The sequence below is a fragment of the Alcaligenes sp. WGS1538 genome, assembly GCF_043187505.1.
GTDB lineage: Bacteria > Pseudomonadota > Gammaproteobacteria > Burkholderiales > Burkholderiaceae_B > Alcaligenes.
Window position 1 is genome coordinate 2,876,745 of sequence record NZ_CP171109.1, and the last position, 19,578, is coordinate 2,896,322.

The 19,578-nt window shown below is 62.2% G+C and carries 8 protein-coding genes; 6 read left to right on the plus strand and 2 right to left on the minus strand.

All coding sequences use genetic code 11. The features are described 5' to 3' along the window. Nucleotides 1-101: 101 nt before the first annotated feature. Nucleotides 102-1,085 (minus strand): Rpn family recombination-promoting nuclease/putative transposase, encoded by a 984-nt coding sequence (locus ACF3ND_RS13375; protein ID WP_394061202.1) that lies wholly within the window; start codon nt 1,083-1,085, stop codon nt 102-104. 178 nt (nt 1,086-1,263) lie between these two features. Continuing rightward, entirely contained in the window at nt 1,264-2,523 is a 1,260-nt protein-coding gene (locus ACF3ND_RS13380) for an Rpn family recombination-promoting nuclease/putative transposase (RefSeq protein ID WP_394061204.1), read from the minus strand. Nucleotides 2,524-3,500: 977 nt separating this feature from the next. Between ACF3ND_RS13380 and ACF3ND_RS13385 the strand changes: the two genes are divergently transcribed. The 6 genes from ACF3ND_RS13385 to ACF3ND_RS13410 all read left to right on the plus strand — a co-directional run bounded on the left by ACF3ND_RS13385 (nt 3,501) and on the right by ACF3ND_RS13410 (nt 19,566). Further along, nucleotides 3,501-4,682: a substrate-binding domain-containing protein gene (locus ACF3ND_RS13385; protein ID WP_394061206.1), complete on the plus strand. Its 1,182-nt coding sequence runs from the start codon at nt 3,501-3,503 to the stop codon at nt 4,680-4,682. Nucleotides 4,683-4,801: 119 nt separating this feature from the next. Next, entirely contained in the window at nt 4,802-17,548 is a 12,747-nt protein-coding gene (locus tag ACF3ND_RS13390; RefSeq protein WP_394061208.1) for a filamentous haemagglutinin family protein, read from the plus strand. Nucleotides 17,549-17,778: 230 nt separating this feature from the next. Then, entirely contained in the window at nt 17,779-18,090 is a 312-nt protein-coding gene (locus ACF3ND_RS13395; protein WP_394061209.1) for a type II toxin-antitoxin system RelE/ParE family toxin, read from the plus strand. 1 nt (nt 18,091) lies between these two features. Continuing rightward, nucleotides 18,092-18,382: a NadS family protein gene (nadS, locus tag ACF3ND_RS13400; RefSeq protein WP_394061211.1), complete on the plus strand. Its 291-nt coding sequence runs from the start codon at nt 18,092-18,094 to the stop codon at nt 18,380-18,382. 21 nt (nt 18,383-18,403) lie between these two features. Continuing rightward, nucleotides 18,404-19,105: a DUF4351 domain-containing protein gene (locus ACF3ND_RS13405; protein WP_394061213.1), complete on the plus strand. Its 702-nt coding sequence runs from the start codon at nt 18,404-18,406 to the stop codon at nt 19,103-19,105. Nucleotides 19,106-19,221: 116 nt separating this feature from the next. After that, nucleotides 19,222-19,566, plus strand: coding sequence for a zinc ribbon domain-containing protein YjdM (locus ACF3ND_RS13410; RefSeq protein ID WP_394061215.1), 345 nt, complete (start codon nt 19,222-19,224; stop codon nt 19,564-19,566). Nucleotides 19,567-19,578: the final 12 nt, after the last annotated feature.

A 19,578-nucleotide genomic window follows, 5' to 3' on the forward strand; every position in this document is an offset into this window, starting at 1 on the left:
CCTGTCCATCGCCTGAAATACGTGAGCATGGACCTTCCGGTCCTGCGCAGCCAATGCCGGGCCTGGCGCCTTGATGCCTCAGCCTGACAGTCCTGTTCTGCTCAGGCTTCCGCCTGAAAGACATCATCCAGGGACTCCGCGTCCAGCAGGCGCAGGCTCCAGGCCGTCAACTGCTGCGAACCAGCCTGCTCCAGCATCTGGCGATACGGCCTGGAGCAACGGCCATATTTATGCCGGATCAGCCGGATCAGAATATCCTTCTGCGCCTTGAGCCGGCCTTCGCTTCGGCCTTGAGTCCGGCCTTTCTGCAACCCCTTCTGTATTCCCTGCGCCTCCCATTGATGAAGCCAGGAACCGGAATGATCGTCGAGCATGGTACGCACGTCCTTTAAATGAAGATGATGGGGAAAGTCCACCTTGGGCAAGCAGCGCGGCAGGATGACTTGATTGATCCAGGCCGCCATGTCGCGCTGCAAGGCCGGTTCGGAACATACATCCATGAAAGTCTGCAGCAAGCCGCTGACGTGGGCCAGCCCCTGGTTATGCTGGATCCGGCAGATCAGGCCAAACAGGTTCGACTCCTGCAAGAATCCGTTCAAAGCATGTTTTTTAAAGTCGACAAGCAAGAAAGCTTGCCGCGGAATGTGGCGCTTCAGCCACGGGTGAAAAGGCGCCTGGAACAGACGCTGCACGGCGCGCACGCCATGCCAGGGCCGCGCCCCGCTGTACAGCACCAAAGAAACCAGAATGGGCAGGCCTTGAGCGGCCCGCTGCCGCCGGCTGGCCGCCTGCAGCTGCAATCCGCCATAGGTATACGTGCGCAACGCCATGCAGGCATCAGGCCGGGACTGCTGCTCGATGGCAATCAGCACATGGCCTTGCAATGGCTCCTGAATCGGCACGTTCCACACCAGGTCCGCCTGCCTGAGCTGCAAGGCGGGCCCGACATAAACCGGCGACACCAGTTCGGCGCGTCCGACATCCAGACGCCCCAGCACATCCGCGGGCACGACGGCAAGCAACAGATCGCGCAGCAGAATGCGATGACTGAACAACAAACGATAGCTGGCGTCCAGCAGAGACATGGCGGCGCACCTGGCATGATGAACACCGCAATAGCATGGACGATTACAGAAGAGGATGGCTCCGACAAACATGTCTTGATCCATCGCTAAAAGTACGTAAGCAGGAATTTTCAGCTCCTGCGCACCCCGCAAACCGGGCCCAGCGCCTTGATGCCTCAGCCTGACAGTCCTGTTCTGCTCAGGCTTCCGCCTGAAAGACATCATCCAGGGACTCCGCATCCAGCAGGCGCAGGCTCCAGAAAGACAACTGCCTATGCCCCGCTTGAGACAGCTGCTGCCGGGACACCTCCGGCAGGCGGCCGAACTTGTGGCGCAACTGACGCTGCAAGGTCTGCCTGGCTCGTGCAAGAGCCTTGGTCCGCTCTGCGGCCCTGCCTTCCCGCAAGCCTTGAACCCGGCCTTGTAACAAGCCTTTCTGCAACCCCTGCGCCTCCCATTGATGAAGCCAGGAACCGGAATGATCGTCGAGCATGGTACGCACGTCCTTTAAATGAAGATGATGGGGAAAGTCCACCTTGGGCAAGCAGCGCGGCAGGATGACTTGATTGATCCAGGCCGCCATGTCGCGCTGCAAGGCCGGTTCGGAACATACATCCATGAAAGTCTGCAGCAAGCCGCTGACGTGGGCCAGCCCCTGGTTATGCTGGATCCGGCAGATCAGGCCAAACAGGTTCGACTCCTGCAAGAATCCGTTCAAAGCATGTTTTTTAAAGTCGACAAGCAAGAAAGCTTGCCGCGGAATGTGGCGCTTCAGCCACGGGTGAAAAGGCGCCTGGAACAGACGCTGCACGGCGCGCACGCCATGCCAAGGCCGTGCCCCGCTGTACAACACCAAAGAAACCAGAATGGGCAGGCCTTGAGCGGCCCGCTGCCGCCGGCTGGCCGCCTGCAGCTGCAATCCGCCATAGGTATACGTGCGCAACGCCATGCAGGCATCAGGCCGGGACTGCTGCTCGATGGCAATCAGCACATGGCCTTGCAATGGCTCCTGAATCGGCACGTTCCACACCAGGTCCGCCTGCCTGAGCTGCAAGGCGGGCCCGACATAAACCGGCGACACCAGTTCGGCGCGTCCGACATCCAGACGCCCCAGCACATCCGCGGGCACGACGGCAAGCAACAGATCGCGCAGCAGAATGCGATGACTGAACAACAAACGATAGCTGGCGTCCAGCAGAGACATGGCGGCGCACCTGGCATGATGAACATCCGGACAGCATGCCCGACTGCTTCCGGCAACAGAACGGGCGGGCGAACTTTCGTCCATCGTCAAAATTACGCAGTTATTCCTCCTGCTGCCTGCCCGGAGAGGCTGACATGCGCCGTCCCGCTCAGCCCGAATATGACAGCTGTCACATTCCAGTCCAAAAAAACAGCTGAAAAAACAGGCATTTCGGGATTTTTCATTTCGCCATGCGGAAAGCGGTAACGACTCCACAGGAGCTCATGGGGCCGCTGCTTCGGCTCCTGGGAATACCACGTCGGATCAAGGGTTTGAGTTCAATGACCGCCAAGCCCATATTATTCGTAAGCGTATGATTATCCTGATTTTTTTTCTTCAAATCTTCATATTGCCGTAGCCTGCCTGTCATGCCCGGCCCGCATACTGCATGGGCAGCACGGATGCTTCCAGGCCGGCAAGAAAAGGATGCAGGCAGTCCAACAATAAGCAAACGCCCTAACGGCCTCTTTCGCTGAACCAGGCGGCTCCGGGAGCCAGTTCGCTAACGCCTGGTTCAGCATTTTTTCTCCTGCCCGCCGCGCATGCAGTCAGGGGAACCCTGCGTCCGCATCCGGGGCATGCCCATGCCCGAGCACGCCTTTCCCCTGACGGACCTGTCGCCGCGGACCGCATGCCCCGCCGACACATCCACAGCCCCCAAACACGCCTTCCAACATGCCAGCCCGCCGATATCGCCGACTTCGGCAAAAAACGTCGGTTTTCAGCATCAAAAATTTCACGGTTACTTAAAATCGGGATTTTTTATAAATCCAATTTCAATAAACCTCATTTATTCTCAAAAAACCCTTTCATAAGCCCCTCAGAAAAAGCTTTAAGCAAAAAATAAAATATCAACAAAATACTTTGAAAATCAATAACTTATTTAATTTTTTTAAGCTATGAATCAACTCATTTTTAATCAATCAAAAGTGATGAATCGGGATTTACAAAAATCGCAATCGGGAAAATCCGTTCATACAGATTTAATATTCAAGCCCCACAATGACGCCATCGACTCCACATCGTCGATAACAGCCAGAAGATGATTTCACCCGGATACCTGTTTTCATGCACTGCGCTGTTCTTGTTCTTTAGCAGGTCCTTCATGAGCCAGGCGCCACTCGGGCGCGCAACGTCCCTCCCGCGCCTGGTTCAGCTTTTTTTCTATCAGCTCCTTCTTATCGAGGTTTGACATGAAAAAGTTCGCTAAAGCTACATCCATGGGCCTTCTGGCCGCCAGCATCCTGGCTGCCGCCGGTGCAGCCAACGCCAACGCCATCGTCGGCGGCGGCGCTACCTTGCCTGAAAAGTTGTACGAAGACGTTTTCACCAACGTTCTGAACCCTGACGCAACCGTCAATACCTACGGCTACACCGGCGTGGGCAGCGGCAACGGCAAGAAAGCCTTCTTCGGCAACGACGCTTCCTTCTTGGGCGGCGCCGGTCCCGTCCATTTTGCCGGCAGCGACTCGCGCGTCAGCGTCGCGGAGCAAGTGGCTTACAACAACGCCGAAACCGCCCGCGGCACCGCCAAATGGGGCGCTTTCATCCAGATTCCGGCCGTTGCTACCTCGGTTCTGCTGCCCTACAAGCACGGCACGGTTGCCGACCTGAACCTGACGACCGAACAGATCTGCAAGATCTACTCGCGTCAAATCACCACGTGGAATCAAGTCAATACGGCTTACGGTACTGACCCCATCAAGGTCATCTACCGCGAAGACAATAGCGGCACTACCGAACTGTTGGCCGACTTCCTGAAGGCGGGTTGTGCTTCCCATGGCATCACCTTCACCGTGTCGAACGACTTCAAAGCGGTGGTTGCCTCCGCAGGCGTGGACGCTGCTGCCTTGAAGGCCGCGGGCACCTGGGTGTCGGGCACGGGCAGCAGCGGCGTCAAAGCTGCTGTGGCTGCCAATAGCAACGTTCTGGCCTACCTGAGCCCTGATCCATCCTTTACAGGAAAAAACAACGCTGATGTTGCTCGTATCAATGGCTTCCTGCCTGTGAACGCCAACATCCAGACGGCGCTGAACAGCATCGCCATCCCCGCTGGCGCCGCATCCAACCCCCGCAACTGGGTTCCCGCCTACACGCTGCCTGCCACCGGCTACCCCATCTTCGGTACCACCAACTTCCTGGTTGGCCAGTGCTACGCCACGGCGGCCAAGAAAGACGGCGTACGCCATCTGCTGTCGCGTTTCTACGGTGACGGTAGCGCCGACAGCGCCACGATCGCCAGCAAGATTGTCGATCACAACTTCATCGAACTGCCCACGACGTGGAAAGACGCCATCAAAACCAATTTCCTGGCCGCCTCCGGCAGCCTGGCCATTGGTGATGCCAGCGTTTGCAACGGCATCGGCCGCCCCTAAGCCCCTGGCTTAACTCTGCTTGCTAGTTCGCTAAAACTCCGCCGGACAGGTGCAAGCCTGTTCGGCGGCCTGTATTCCACTTCCCCGATTCCTGCATTTTCCTGCCCTGGCTGACTGTCATGACTTTGCCCCGCCCTATCCGCACCAAGAACCTGGCCGCTTCCCTGCTGTCCCCCACCCGCCTGTCGCAAGCCCTGGCCCTGGCCCTGCTGGGTCTGAGCCTGCAGCCGAACACCGCGCAAGCCCAGGTCAAAAGCGCCTGGTTCGCCACCAGCGGCGGCCAGAACACCGCACAGGTGCGCCAACGGGCGCTGCCCCTGCAAGGCATGGCCGGCCCCGATACCGCGGCCCAGCAAATGCAGTCACGCCAGAAGCTGCAGCACTCGCTGGACAACGTCAACCGCGTAGCCAACTCCATCGCGGCTCAACAAGCGGCACAGAACGCCGCCCGCCTGGCGGCCCAGCAGCAGGCCGGCGGCGTGGCCGAAGGCCTGGCGGCGGGCGGCCTGGAAGTGGCCACGGGCGAGCAGGCCCACTGGCAAGGCGCCAAGGCGCCGGTGCATACGCAGGAAAATGGCCGTCATACGGTGGCGATCGAGCAGACCGAATCCAAAGCCATTCTGAACTGGAACCGCTTCGACGTGGGCCGCAATACCACGGTGCAGTTCCAGCAGAAAGCCAGCGATGCCGTGCTGAACCGCGTCGTGGGCGCGCAGGCCGCCCCCAGCCAGATCCAAGGCGCCATCAAGGGCGATGGCACCGTCATGGTGGTGAACCAGAACGGCGTGGTGTTTTCCGGCAGCAGTCAGGTCAATGTGCGCAATCTGGTGGCGGCCGCCGCGAACATCAGCAACGAACAATTCCTGAAAGGCGGCCTGTACGTCAATGAGCAAGGCTCCCTGCCCACCTTTACCGATGCCCTGGGCAAAGCGGACGTCCAGGCCGGCGCGCAGATCCAGACCCATGCGCCGGGCCGTTCCACCGACGGCGGCGGCTATGTGCTGCTGATGGGGCAGGAAGTCCACAACGCCGGCCAGATCCACACGCCCAAGGGGCAGACAACGCTTGCCGCCGGCGACATCTTCTACATCCGCAAGGGCCAGGGCACGGACGGCAACGCCCAATCCACCACGCGCGGCAACGAAGTCGTTGCGCACCGCAAGGCCGACAGCCAGGCCGGCCTGGTCGCCAACAGCGGCCTGATCAGCGCGGCCACCGGCGACATCACCCTGACCGGGCACGACGTGCGCCAGGCCGGCGTGCTGGTCAGCACCACGTCCACCAGCCAGCGCGGCACCATCCACTTGTCCACCCGTCGCAGCGATGCGGACGGCCGTGTCACGCTGGAAGCGGGCAGCACGAGCGCCATTCTGGTGGATGCCGATTCGCCCACCGCGCTGGATGGCCAGCGCGAGGCCCTGATGAACAGCAAGGGCTTTGGCGACAGCACTGCCATTTTCGACAACCTGGGTCGATCCGAGACACCGAATGCCTTGTCGCGCATCGACATCGTCAGCGGCAAGACCGTTGACTTCCAGGGCAACTCCCTGACCCTGGCCACGGGCGGCGAAATCACCACCCACGCCGAACACCGATCCCTGCTGCGCAGCGGCGCAGAGCTGGACGTGGCCGGCCAGGTGGGCGTCCGGGTCGCCATGGACAGCAACCAATTGCTGATCAACGCCCAGGGCAATGAACAGCGCGACGCGCCCATCAACCGCGACAGCAAGAACCTGAACAACAAAGACATCTGGGTGGACCGCCGCCTGCTGGTCTTCGTGCCCAAGGGCACGCAGGGCTACGAATCCGACCGTTGGTATACGGCCGGCGGTCTGCTGGAAGTCAGCGGCTACCTGAATACCGCCCCGCACAGCATAGGCGAATGGCTGGCCCAGGGCGGCACCATTACCGCCACCGGCAAGGACTTCGTGTCGGAAGCCGGATCCCGCCTGAACCTGTCCGGCGGCACGCTGGACGTGCAGTCCGGCAAAATAAACCTGACCTGGCTGCGCGGCGAAGACGGCCGCCTGTACGAAGCCAGCCGCGCCCCCGGCGATTTGCTGTACCAAGGCGTGTACCAAGGCTGGGAAGCCCTGCACCCGCGCTGGGGCGAACAGGCCACGCGCACCTTCCACAACCCCTTGATCGGCCCGCGCACCCGCTTCGAACCCGGCTACACCGTAGGCCGGGACGCGGGCAAACTGATCGTCGCGACACAAAATGCTCTGCTGGATGGGGACTTGATTGGGGAAGTCTACCAAGGCCCGCGCCAGATCCAGGCCGCGCAAGCGGGTCTGGACGGCTACCTGCAATCCCAGGCCGCTGTCGCGCGGCGAGCGGGTTTGGCTATCGGATTCCCGTCCAGAGGCATACTGCCTATATTCAAGCAAATCCGGGTACAAGAAAAAAACCAAAGCATCCTGGCCGACCTGGACGAGCAAGTCAGCGAAGACCGCCAGTCCGTCCTGACCTTGACCGGCGACTGGCTGAACCGCAGCCGCCTGGGCGAGCTGGAACTGTGGGCGCAACAGACCATTACCCTGGACCAGGCGCTGGAACTGGCTCCGGGTGCGGAACTGACCCTGTTCGCGCCTTCGATTGACATCAATGCGGACATCAGCGCCCCATCCGGCGCCATTTCCGCCGGTTTTCTGGGCAACAATCCCGCCGGCAACGACCTGCCCGCCGACATCGAGCGCGGCCTGCGCGTGGCGGATGGCGTCAGCATCAGCGCCGCCGGCCTGCTGACCGACGCCCGCCGGAATTCCCACCAGACCGACCAGCAAGCCTATATCGACGGCGGCCGCATCACGCTGGAAACGCCGGATTCCATACGCCTGGGTCAGGACAGCCTGCTGGACGTCAGCGCCGGCGCCTATGTGCGCGACATCGATAAGTGGCAGGGCGGCAAGGGCGGCTCCGTCCGCATCGCCGCCGGCCACCTGAGCGCTGAACACTCTACGGCACACTTGGAACTGCTGGGCCATATCCGCGGCTATGGCTACACGGGCGCCGGCACCCTGGACATCGATTCGCGCGCGGCCCTGTCCATAGGCGGCGATCTGCAGATGGAAAACGGCTGGCTGCAGGCCGGAGAACGCGCCAATGGCGACCTGATTCTGCTGAATGACTATGAGGTTAAAGCGGGAGAAATCCTTCCTGTACCTTATGCCATTGAGCGCACACATACCTTGCCAGGAGAGTACATCGCGAACCCTTCTGGTAAGTATGATCTCTTTGCCAACGAGCTTGTAATTCCTCAAGCCGACTGGATAATTGGCCCAGAAAACGGTTGGGCCTCATTCGAGGTGGACGGAGTTCTCATCTTTTTTTATGGCGATGGTTACGAAATACCTAGACAAAATGAGAGTCACCGTGGAAATTTGCTCATTCCCGCCGGAGCATCGGTCAAGATTCGGTATATAAATCATCTAACGGTTGACCCAAGAATATTTCCTGACGGTCTAAAGTTCCGCACACCAAAGAAAGACTTTCTACCCATAGGAACCGCAGCGCCAGCAGACTTCGTCGTCTCCAAAGGCACACGACTGCCAACCGGCACCTTGCTCGCCCGTCCCGCACAAATAGCCAAGACCAGCAACATCAGCCTGGCCCCCTTCAACACCGGCTTCGCCCAGTACCAGCTACGCGGACAGAACGGCGTCTATATTCCCCGAAACGTCCAGATCGATCTTCACCGGCCCATTCAGCACCTGAACTTTACCGGCGCCAACGGCCAATCCCAGCTTCAAGCCGGCACGATACTGCCCCCGCTGTTTCAAGTGTCGGCCGACGGGCGCACAGTACAGCAACGCGCCGGCGCCAGCCTGAGCCTGGCTTCCGGCTCCACGCTGTCCGAATGGGCGGCGGGTGAGCCACGCAGCCTGATCCTGGAGCAAGGCTCCAGCCTGCGGGTCGATCCCGGCCAGGCCATCCGGCTGAACAGCACCGGCGACTTGTGGGCGCTGGGCGCTTTGCATGCGCCGGGCGGAACCCTGCGCCTTATGGGCGCGCGCGAACTCTCAGTTACGGGAGACATCCACTCCAACAAAGCCGACAAGCAGGCCCACCAGCGTCAAATTCTGATTGGCGAACACGCCGTTCTGGATGCCTCCGCCGCTGCCTGGACGGGGCAGAACAAGCTGGGCCACACCCTGGGCGTTGTCAGCCGGGGCGGGGACATCATCATAGGCGGGGAGTTTCTGGACGACACCACCAGCGCCCCCGGCTCCGACGCTTTTGTCGTGCTGCGGCCCGGCAGCCGCCTGGATGCCTCGGGCGCGGAAATCCACATCGATCCCGACGGGCGCGGCGCCTATGCCCTGGCCAGTCATGGCGGCTCCATTACGCTGGGTTCGTCCGCGGGCTTGAGCCTGCACGGTTCCATGACGGCCAAGGCGGGCAATGCCGCCGCCCGGGGCGGTCGCTTGAACGTATTGCTGGACGCGCCCAACTACGAAGCGGCCAATATCCACAAGGACGTGCTGGCGCCCAGGGAACTGCTGGTACTGAATCAGCAAGCCGCCTATACGCCCGATGCAACCTTGCGCTACGGCCGGGCCAGCCTGGGCCTGGATCAGATCGCCGCCGGCGGCTTCGATGACTTGCTGCTCTACAGCGGCGGGCTGCTGGGCTTTACGGACAACACCCGCTTGGCCGTCAACGGCCAACTGCATCTGGTATCGGGCATGCTGGGGCTGAGCGCCGAAGCGCCGCAAGATTCACACATCGAATTGTCGGCCCAGTATCTAAGGCTGGCCGGCCTGAGTGATCTTACCGTGAAGGATAGCCACAAACGCCCTACGTTCAACGGGGTGTCCATGACGCCGCCGACAGGCACAACACGCCTGACGGCGACAGTGGAGCATCTGGACATACAGAATACCGTCAACCTGGGCGGCACGATCGGCACTTTCCCCACCGTAGGGCCCGATGTCAAGCTGCGCTACAACGGATTCGCCCATACAGACATTATGTCCAGCGGCGACATCCGCTTCCTGAAACAGACCGCGACCGGCACACCGCTCAGCCAGATCGTCGGCGATACAAACCTGACACTGCAGGCGCGCCAACTCTATCCGGACGTGGATGCCCACGGCGGGCTGCAAAGCAATCAATCCCTGACCATTCTGCGCACGCCCGGTTCCACTCCCTATGCGCCCTATTCCCTGGGCGAACTGACCTTCACAGCGCCGCGCATTCAGCAGCACGGCATCGTGCTGGCGCCCGGCGGCCAGATCACTTTCAGGGCGCAACGCGTCGATAAAGAAAACGATCTGCAATTTGAAGCGAGCAATTCATCCATCGACTTCGGCCCTGGCAGCATCACCTCCATCAGCATGGCGGGTTTGCGCCTGCCCTACGGCGGTACCGTGGATGGGCTGGACTATCTGTATCACGGCGCCTTGATTCGCGAACTGGCTGCCTCCTTGTTCGATCCGTCCAAGTCCATGCGCCTGTCGGCGCACGACATCAAGGTGCAGGAAGGCGCGGTGCTGGATTTGAGCGGCGGCGGCGACTTGCTGGGGGCGGGCTTTGTGGCCGGACGCGGCGGCTCCGTGGATGCGCGCCTGTATCCGCTGATGCAAGTGGATCGGCGCGGCGGCGGCTTCACCCTGCCCTCGTTAAAATCCAACCCCGTCTACGCCATCGTGCCCGGCCATCAGGCGCCGTACGCACCCGGCGGAAAAGGCGAGGGCGCGGTCGCGCCCGGCCTGGGCCAGCGAATCACCTTGGAGCACGGGCTGCCCGGCCTGCCCGCCGGCACCTATACGCTGTTGCCGTCCAGCTATGCGCTGCTGCCCGGCGCGTTCCGGGTGGAACTGAACGGAACCCAGGCCCAGGCGCTTGGCTACACCGCTCCGGGACTGCTGCGCAACGGTTCCTGGGCCGTGCAGGGCGCAGTCCACAGCCATCAGGCAGCGCCCCAGGCCGGCTTGATGCAGCCCATGATCATCAGCAGCGCCGACACGGTGCGCCGTTACAGCCAGTACAACGAGACCAGCTTCAGCGACTTCGCGCGGCAGCACGCGGCGCGCAGCGGCAACCCGCGCTTGCCGACGCCGGAAGATGGCAAGCAGTTGATTGTGGACCTGAGCGGTGAGCGTCGTTACCTTATCATCCCGAGCCCCGCTCGCTCTCTGTCGTTCAAGGGAGAAGCGAGATTTCAAGCCGCCCCCCAGGGATACGCGGGCACGGCCGCCATCAAGAGCTCATCGGGTCATCTGCACGTCGTGTCCAGCCTGGACCAGCCAGGACTGCCGGCGGATGCCGCCCGCGTCGATGCCGCCAGCCTGAACCGGCTGCACGCCGGACGCCTGGCCTTAGGCCAGGAATCCAGGATCTCGGAAAACCGTTTGATATTCTATACGCCTGGCGGTATTACAGAAGGCTTGACCATTCATTCGGGCACTTACCTGACTGCCCCTGAAATCGTGCTGGCCGCCACGGCCATGACGCTGGAACCCGGTGCGGTGCTCAGCACCCTGGGCCAAGGCTCCGCCCCACTGGGACTGGAGCAAGGCTATTACACCCAGGGACACAACTTCGTGTTGCTGTCCAATAATCAGCATTTGGCTCAAAACGTCAATACGTCCACTGTCGGTTCTATCCAGATCGGTATCTGCACCACGGCATCTTGCGACGGCGCCGCCCGGCTTTATTCCGAAGCAAGCCTGACCATCGGCACCAACGGCTCCCTGGAGCTGGGTGAACAAGTCCGCTACGGCGCCCGCCACCTGACTTTGTCCACCAGCAGCATCAACGTGGGCAGCGAGCAGGCTCTGGACGCCGCCCGCGCCCAGGGCATGCTGCCCGCCGGCCTGACGCTGAACCAGGGCATTCTGGACCGCCTGCTGCAAGGCGACACGTCCTGGGGCGCGCCGGCGCTGGAACAGCTCAGCCTGACCGCCGGCCAGTCCCTGAACTTCTGGGGCAATGTGGCCCTGGACACCACGGACCCGGCCACGGGCCTCAGACGCATGGAACGCCTGGTGCTGCGCACGCCCGCCATCTACGGCGCCGGCCAGGCGGGCGAACAAGCCTATCTGCGCACCGGCGACCTGTACTGGACCGGCCTGATGCAAGCCGCGCCCGCCCCCGTGCTGGGCGGCGCCGGGCACGGCCAGGGCACATTGCGCATCGACGCCGAGCAATTCATCCTGGGCTATGACCCGTTCAGCCGGCCCAACAATACCGACCGGCCCGAACGCCTGACGCTGGGCTTCGATACGGTGGACGTCACCGCCCGCCGCGCCTTTACCGCCAGCCACGAAGGCAGCCTGAAGGTCTACCAACGCTGGACCGGCGAAGACCAGAACGGCTCTGTGTACGACGGCGGCCATCTGCTGATCCACACGCCCTTGCTGACCGGCCGCTCCGGCTCGGCCTCGCACATTACGGCTGGCGGAGCCTTGCGCGTGCTGGGCCTGCCCAGCGCCACCGCCGATGCGTCCCTGGCCGGCATGGGTTCGGAAATCCGCCTGGCGGCCCAGGAGATCGAACTGGACACCCGGGTCGTGCTGCCCAGCGGCCAGTTCCAGGCCCATGCGCAACAGGATGTGATCCTGGGTCCGCAAGCCAGCCTGAACCTGGCCGGCAAGACCACGACCTTCTTTGACGACGACGAAGCCACCCAATACAGCTGGGGCGGCGATATTACTTTGGTTTCCCGGCACGGCAATGTGATCCTGGACGCCCAGTCCCTGATCGACGTGTCCGCCGTCAACAACCACGCCGGCTACCTGACGGTACAGGCTTCGGAAGGCCGCGCGGCGCTGGAAGGCCGAGTGCTGGGCGGAGCCTCCGGCCAGTATGACGCGGGCGGCACCTGGGTGCCCTACCGCCACGCCCAACTGGAACTGCAGGCCAAGCATCTGGGCCTGACGGGCGATCTGTCCGAACAATTCGCGCTGCTGAACCAGCGCCTGGACCAGGACGAAGTCTGGGGCGCGCGCCAGTTCCAGTTCGGCGAAGGCGATCTGCACATAGGCGGCGCCGTGCGCGCCGGGCAGATCGGCATCGCCCTGGACCAGGGCCATCTGACGGTAGACGGCCTGCTGGACGCCAGCGGCGCGCAAGTAGGCCAGATCCGCCTGAACGCCAAGCACGGCTTGACGCTGACCGGACGCGCCGTGCTGGACGCCCATGGCCGCCTGCTGCGCGTGGACAGCTACGGCCAGATCATCCACAGCCCCAACCGGGCCGTGGTGGAATTGAACAGCGGACAGGGCCGGTTGACCTTGAACAGCGGCGCGCGCATCGACCTGCGCCACGGCACGGACACCCCCGAACGCGATCCCGAGGCCCGCGGCAGCCTGTGGCTGTACGCGCCGCGCCTGGATGCGGCGGACTCCGGCCGCATGGCCGTGCAGGCCGATGCCGGTCTGGACATTGCCGGCGCGCGCCAGATCGTGCTGCATGCGGTGCAGCAGTATTTCGATGCGCCGGCGGGCACGGACGCCGCCGCCAGCGGCCGTCCGTACCAGGTCATCACCCAAGGCTGGCTGGACGACAGGCACACGGAAAGCACGCGCTTCATCAACAATGCCCTGGCCAATACCGGCCTGATCCAGAACCAGTTGGCCGGCCTGACCGCCTACCGCGACGCCTTCCACTTGCGTCCCGCGGTGGAAATCCTGAGCGCGACGCCCGATGGCGACCTGGTCGTGCAAGGCGACCTGGACTTGTCCAAGTACCGCTACAACAGTTTGAACCCAAATAGCCCCCTGACCGCCGTCTACGGCTCGGGCGAAGCGGGCGCCCTGGCCATCCGGGCCGGCGGCGACCTGGCCATCTACGGCAGCATCAACGACGGCTTTGCGCCGCCGCCCGCCACGCCCGATGACGACGGCTGGGTATTGGTGCCCGGCAAGCAGCCCTTCGGCGGCGATGTGATCGTGCCCATTGCCGGCGTCAAGCTGGAAGCCGGCACGCAGTACCCGGCAGGACGAGCATTGAATTTCGATCTGCCTGCCAGCAATGTGACGCTGCCCGCCGGTACGCGCCTGCCCGTCGACGTGACCCTGGATGCGGCCTACACCCTGCCCGCCGGCAGCGTATTCCGCGCCGACGTGCATGCGCCGGACGGCAGCCTGCTGCTGCCCGCCGGCGCCCCCGTGCCCGAAGGCGGTCTGGCCTTGCAGCAAGGCGCCAAGCTGGGCGCCGGCCTGCACCTGCCCGCCAATTTGACGGTACAAAACATCACCTGGCCCAAGGGCGTCACCCTGCCCGTGGCCATGAATCAGGCCGGCCAGATCAGCCTGCCGGTCGGAGCCCTGTTGCCGGCGGACACGGATATCAAGTTGGCCGACGGCCTGTTCCGCGTGCCTCTGCGCCCGCTGGACGGCGACCGCCAGGCCTACAATTGGGCGCTGGCGCCCATGCTGCCCAGCGGCTCGCAATCCTGGAACATACGGCTGGTGGCCGGCGCAGACACCGCCGCCGCCGACCCGCGCAGCCTGCGCGGCGACGCCACCCACGGCAGCCTGGTATTGGGCGACACGCATTACGGCATGGAAAAGGAATACAAGGCGGCTGGAGTCTGGGTATGGGCGCCCGACAACTGGATGGGCGAGCCGGCCGGTCAAGCTGTACCCGACGAATACCTGGAATATTGCGGAATGGACCCAAGCCTATGTGTCCTTCAAGCCCCCCCGCCTCAATACGTCTGGGCGGAAGGCAACTGGATGGGCGAGCCGGCCGGAGAAGCTGTGCCCGACGAATACCTGGAATACTGCGAAATCGACCCAACTCTGTGCACATACGTTGATACAGGTAAAAAAGAACTGGCTGGCGTCCACGCTCGCCAGCCTAACCTGAGCGTATTGCGCACCGGTACGGCAGACCTGGAACTGGCTGTCCGTCATGACCTTTCCATGCGCAGCCCTTATGGCATCTACACGGCAGGTACGCCGGTTCTGCTCGGGAACGGAATGGACAAGCACTATGACGCCGATCGCGCCATTACCGAGGGCGGCAAGGTGCTGGGCAACACAGCCGGCGACTATGAAAATCTGGTCAGCAGAAACAACAGGATCAGTCAGAATTGGTACCCGGACTTTGGCGGCAATCTATCGCTGCGAATCCAAGGCGATCTTGCCGGCGATGCCTGGGCGGCCACTCCTCCTGCCTCGGGCACGCCCATCAATAGCACGGACGTCCATAACTGGCTGTGGACGCAAGGCAACGACGGCGCCGATACCTCCCGCATCCCCACCGCATGGGCCCTTCATTTTGGCGACTATGTCGTCAATCACGATGTGCCGGCAACTCTCAAGCGATGGCCGCGCCAAGTGGGGTTCAGCGGTTTGGGCACGCTGGGCGGGGGCAATGCGCTTGTTCAGGTCGGCGGCCGAACGGGCATAACAAGCATACGCGCGCAAAGTGAGCCTCGCAGCGAGGGGTTGACCATTGCCATCGCCAGCAATGGCCGCGTCCTGCCAGATGGCCGCGTCCTGATTCAAGGAGGAGGCGATTTGCGCTTGCGCCTGTCCGGCGGATGGAACCCCGAACTCGACGCCCTGCAGAAACGATCCTCGCTGCCCTTCAACGCCCATGCCTTGCTCGGCGGCATTGTTAATTTACGCGGCCAGATCCAACTTTCCGCCGGGCAGATTGGACTGATGAAGCAATATTATGAAAGCAATCAAAGAGATAGCCGGGATAGCCGGCCTCACAACCCGTATCAATCCTCCAAAACCCAATCGGTAGGCGGTCTTGTACTGACTTTGGGAGACGCCACGGCGGATCTTCAAAGCCAGCGCAATCTGGTCTTGTCCGCCGTTGCTGACGCCACCAGGCCATCGACGCCTTACTCTAGGGCTGACTCTCGCGGCCAGGGGCAGACCTGGTTCAGCTTGTGGACGGATCATACCGCTGCGCGCGCCTGGTCAGCCGGTTCCCATTTGACCGGCGACACGCGCATTTCAGAAGAACTGAACCCCGGCGAAAGCCATGCGCTGAACCCCCATCGGCCAAGCGATGGCGCCTTTACCTTGCCAGGCTCGGTTTCTCTGATCGCGACGGAAGGCAATATTTACCAGGGCACGTCCATGACCCGGTCCGCCTCGCCTCTGGAGGCTCCCTTGCTGCTAGCTCCCTTAGGCCCACGCCAATTGACCATATTGGCCGGCGGCTCCTATTTCGGCGGCGGACAGATCATCGCCTCCTCGGGCGCGGACAGCCACAGCGTTTCGACCTTCCTGCGCCCCAGCTATCGTGTCCACGGTGCTGGAAATCCCATTGGGCGTAATACGCCAGAGGAAACCTCTTTCTTTACCGGCGATGCGCTGCATGCGTGGTCACTCAACACCATACGGAACGAGGTCAATTACCGTCCCCATCCTTCGACCTCTACCCGGGTCTATAGCCGCGATGGGGACATTGTCGGTCTTTGGCTGGGCGCTCAAATCGAGCACACCGGCGGAGACTACATGCGCACCGCAGCCTGGTATTGGAGCAGCGGCGCCGCTCAAATCCGAGCAGGGCAGGACATTATCTGGACTGGACAAAGAAAGGACGAAGCATCCAGGGAGCTCCCTGTCATATATGGCTCTTCACCTACCGGCAGCTTCATCCTGCACACCCACCCCAACGACGTCTCCACCATTATCGCCGGGCGCGATATCCGCTACCTGAACCTGAGCGTGGCCGGGCCGGGCACGGTGGAAATCACCGCCGGGCGCAACATCATCCAGGAAGACAAGGCCGGCATCGTCAGCCTGGGGCCGGTGGTGGCAGGCGATACCCGTCCGGGCGCCGGCATCGTGTTGCAGGCGGGCATGCACAACAGCATGTATGCGGGCCTGCTGCAGCAGTACCTGAACCCCGCCTTGCGCGCGGATGCGTCCCAGTCTCTGGCCGGCCAGCCCGGCCGCGTGGTGCACAGCTATGAAGGGGAACTGATGGATTGGCTGCGGGAACGCTACGGCGTGACTTTCAGCGGCGACGATGCCGCGCCGTCCGCCCTGGCCTACTTCCAGACCCTGCCCGCCGCCCAGCAGCGCATCTTCGCCCGCGACATTTACTTTGCGGAACTGCGCGAGGGCGGGCGCGAGTACAACGACGAAGGCGGTCCGCGTTCAGGCAGTTACCTGCGCGGCCGGCGCGTCATCCAGGCCCTGTTCCCCGAACTGGACATGAACCAGCAGCCCATCGTGTACGACGGCGACGTGCTGCTGTTCGGCGGCGCGGGCGTGCACACCAACCAGGGCGGCGACATCCAGATGCTGGCGCCCGGCGGCGGGCTGACCTTCGGCGTGGAAGGCCCGCAGCCGCCGTCCACGGCCGGGATCATCACCCGCGGCCGGGGCAACATCCAGCTTTATTCGCGTGACAGCATCCTGCTGGGCCAGAGCCGGGTCATGACCTCCTTCGGCGGGGACATCCTGGCCTGGGCCAACCGCGGCGACATCAACGCTGGGCGCGGCTCCAAGACCACGGTGGTCTACACCCCGCCGCTGCGCGTCTACGACAGCGTGGGCAATGTGCGGATTTCGCCGGACGTGCCCAGCACCGGGGCCGGCATCGCCACCCTGGCGCCCATCCCTGAAGTTCCTGCCGGCGACGTGGACCTGATCGCCCCCGAAGGCGTGATCGACGCGGGCGAAGCCGGCATCCGGGTGTCGGGCAACGTCAACGTGGCCGCGCTGCAGGTCATCAACTCGGAGAACATCAAGACCCAGGGCGAATCCAAGGGCATCCCCGTGGTGGCCGCGGTGAACACCGGCGCCCTGACCAGCGCCAGCGCCGCCGCCTCCAGCGCCACGGCCGCCGCGCAGGACGTGGTCCAGCGCAACCAGGCCGCGCGCCAGCAGAACCAGCCGTCCATCGTGACGGTGCAGATCCTGGGCTTCGGAGACTCATAATCCCAAGCAACTCCACGGGCGCCGAACCCGTGTCCCAGACCCTCCACAGCCCGCCGCCAGACGGGCTGTTTTTTTTATGGCTATCAGGTAGTTCTACGCAGGATCAATCCCTGACTGCAACATGGAACCAGGCCCCGCACTGAGTCATGCTGTTGTGGTCTATTCCCGGAGGCCCGCCTGTACTGGCTTTCATATTGCAATTCATACGCCAATGGCGTATAAAGGTAAACATGGTTTTTCTCGAAACCTCAATCTTTACTCGTCAGATCACGGCTCTACTGTCTGATGATGAATACCGGCGCCTTCAACACGCTTTGCTCGAAAATCCTGCTAAAGGTGATGTAATTCCTGGTGGCGGAGGGATACGGAAAGTGCGATTCCCCCGGGCCGGCACAGGTAAAAGCGGAGGATTGCGAGTGATCTATTACTGGGTGAGCAGCGATGATCAGATTCTGATGCTGCTGGCCTATCCCAAGAACGAACAAGAAAATCTGACCGCCGGTCAACTGACCCAACTGCGGGCGCTTATCAAGGAATTGTGAAATGAATGATCAGTTATTTGCCGAGTTGAAAGCCAGCCTCAAAGAAGCGAAAGCCATTCGCAAAGGCGAACAGGCCCCTGCTCGAGTATTTGCCCTGGACTCTTTGGATGTGAAGCGCGTACGGGAACAAACAAATCTGTCCCAGGCTGAATTTGCCGCAGCCCTTCAGGTGAGCGTTCGGACGCTGCAAAATTGGGAACAGCGGCGCCGTACTCCCACAGGCCCTGCGGCGGCTTTGCTTAAAGTGGTCGCAAATGCGCCGGAGCTTGCGCTGCGCGCTTTGCATGGATAGCGGGCCAGCGCTACAGATCCCTTGCCCCTGCCCTTGACCTTGGTGCTGTACAGCGGCAAGCAAGTCTGGAGCGCCCCTCTGCAAAGCCGCGACCTGTTTTCAAATTATGCTGCGCCGTGGCCTATTGACCACATTCCTCAGCAAGCTTATTGGCTTATTGACCTTAAAAAACAATCTCTTAACCATTCATTGCAAGCAAGCAGCCTGTTCGGCCTGATCTGCCGGATTCAGCACAACCAAGGGCTGGCGCACTTGAGCGAGCTGATGCAGACTGTCCTGGACGCCTGCCCCGACCCGAACCTGCTGCGCGACCTGGCCGCCTGGATCAACCAGGCCATCCTGCCGCGCTGCCTGCCCAATCTGGAGCTTCCTCAACACCTGCACTTGAAGGACATACGCGCCATGCTTGAAGACAACTCCGACTCCTGGCTGCACCAATGGGAAGCCCAAGGCATTCAAAAAGGCCTGGCCCAGGGCTTATCCCAAGGGCTCTCCCAAGGGCTGTCCCAAGGGCTGCAACGCGGCCTGCAAGCCCAGCAAAGCACCCTGATCCGCCAGCTACGGCGCAAGTTCGGCAGGCTGCCCAACATGCGCAAGCAACAGATCGTCCAGGCCAACACTCGCCAATTGACGGCTTGGAGCCTGAAGCTGCTGGATGCCGCTACGCTGGACGAGGTCTTTCAATCGCCTTCGCCCAAAGGAAGGGGCGCCCCCCGGCATTGAATTCGTTCGGGGCATGCGTCACAGGAAATGAGCCTGATGGCCAGCCTCATCCAAATAACCCTTTTATCAATAAGGGCTATACTGGCCGGCCTTTTTACTCTTCTTGCCGAAAACTCATGACTACTGCTTTACCCGCCTGCCCGCAATGCCAATCCGCTTTCACTTACGAAGACGGAATTCTGTATGTGTGCCCGGAATGCGGGCATGAATGGTCCGCACAGGAGTCGCAGGCGTCCGAACCCCAAGGCCGCGTGTATCGGGATGCGGCCGGCAATATGCTGCAGGATGGCGACACCGTCACGGTCATCAAGGATTTGAAACTGAAAGGCTCGGGCGGCGTGGTCAAGATGGGCACCAAGGTGAAGAACATCCGCCTGGTCGACAGCGACCATGACATCGATTGCAAGATCGACGGTTTCGGCGCCATGAGCCTGAAAACCGAATTCGTCAAGAAGGTCTGACTCTACTGCCGG

Coding starts and splice junctions, on each gene's coding strand:
- nadS (WP_394061211.1), top strand. CDS start 18,092: ATGAATGATCAGTTATTTGCCGAGTTGAAAGCCAGCCTCAAAGAAGCG.
- ACF3ND_RS13390 (WP_394061208.1), top strand. CDS start 4,802: ATGACTTTGCCCCGCCCTATCCGCACCAAGAACCTGGCCGCTTCCCTG.
- ACF3ND_RS13375 (WP_394061202.1), bottom strand. CDS start 1,085: ATGTCTCTGCTGGACGCCAGCTATCGTTTGTTGTTCAGTCATCGCATT.
- ACF3ND_RS13385 (WP_394061206.1), top strand. CDS start 3,501: ATGAAAAAGTTCGCTAAAGCTACATCCATGGGCCTTCTGGCCGCCAGC.
- ACF3ND_RS13395 (WP_394061209.1), top strand. CDS start 17,779: ATGGTTTTTCTCGAAACCTCAATCTTTACTCGTCAGATCACGGCTCTA.
- ACF3ND_RS13410 (WP_394061215.1), top strand. CDS start 19,222: ATGACTACTGCTTTACCCGCCTGCCCGCAATGCCAATCCGCTTTCACT.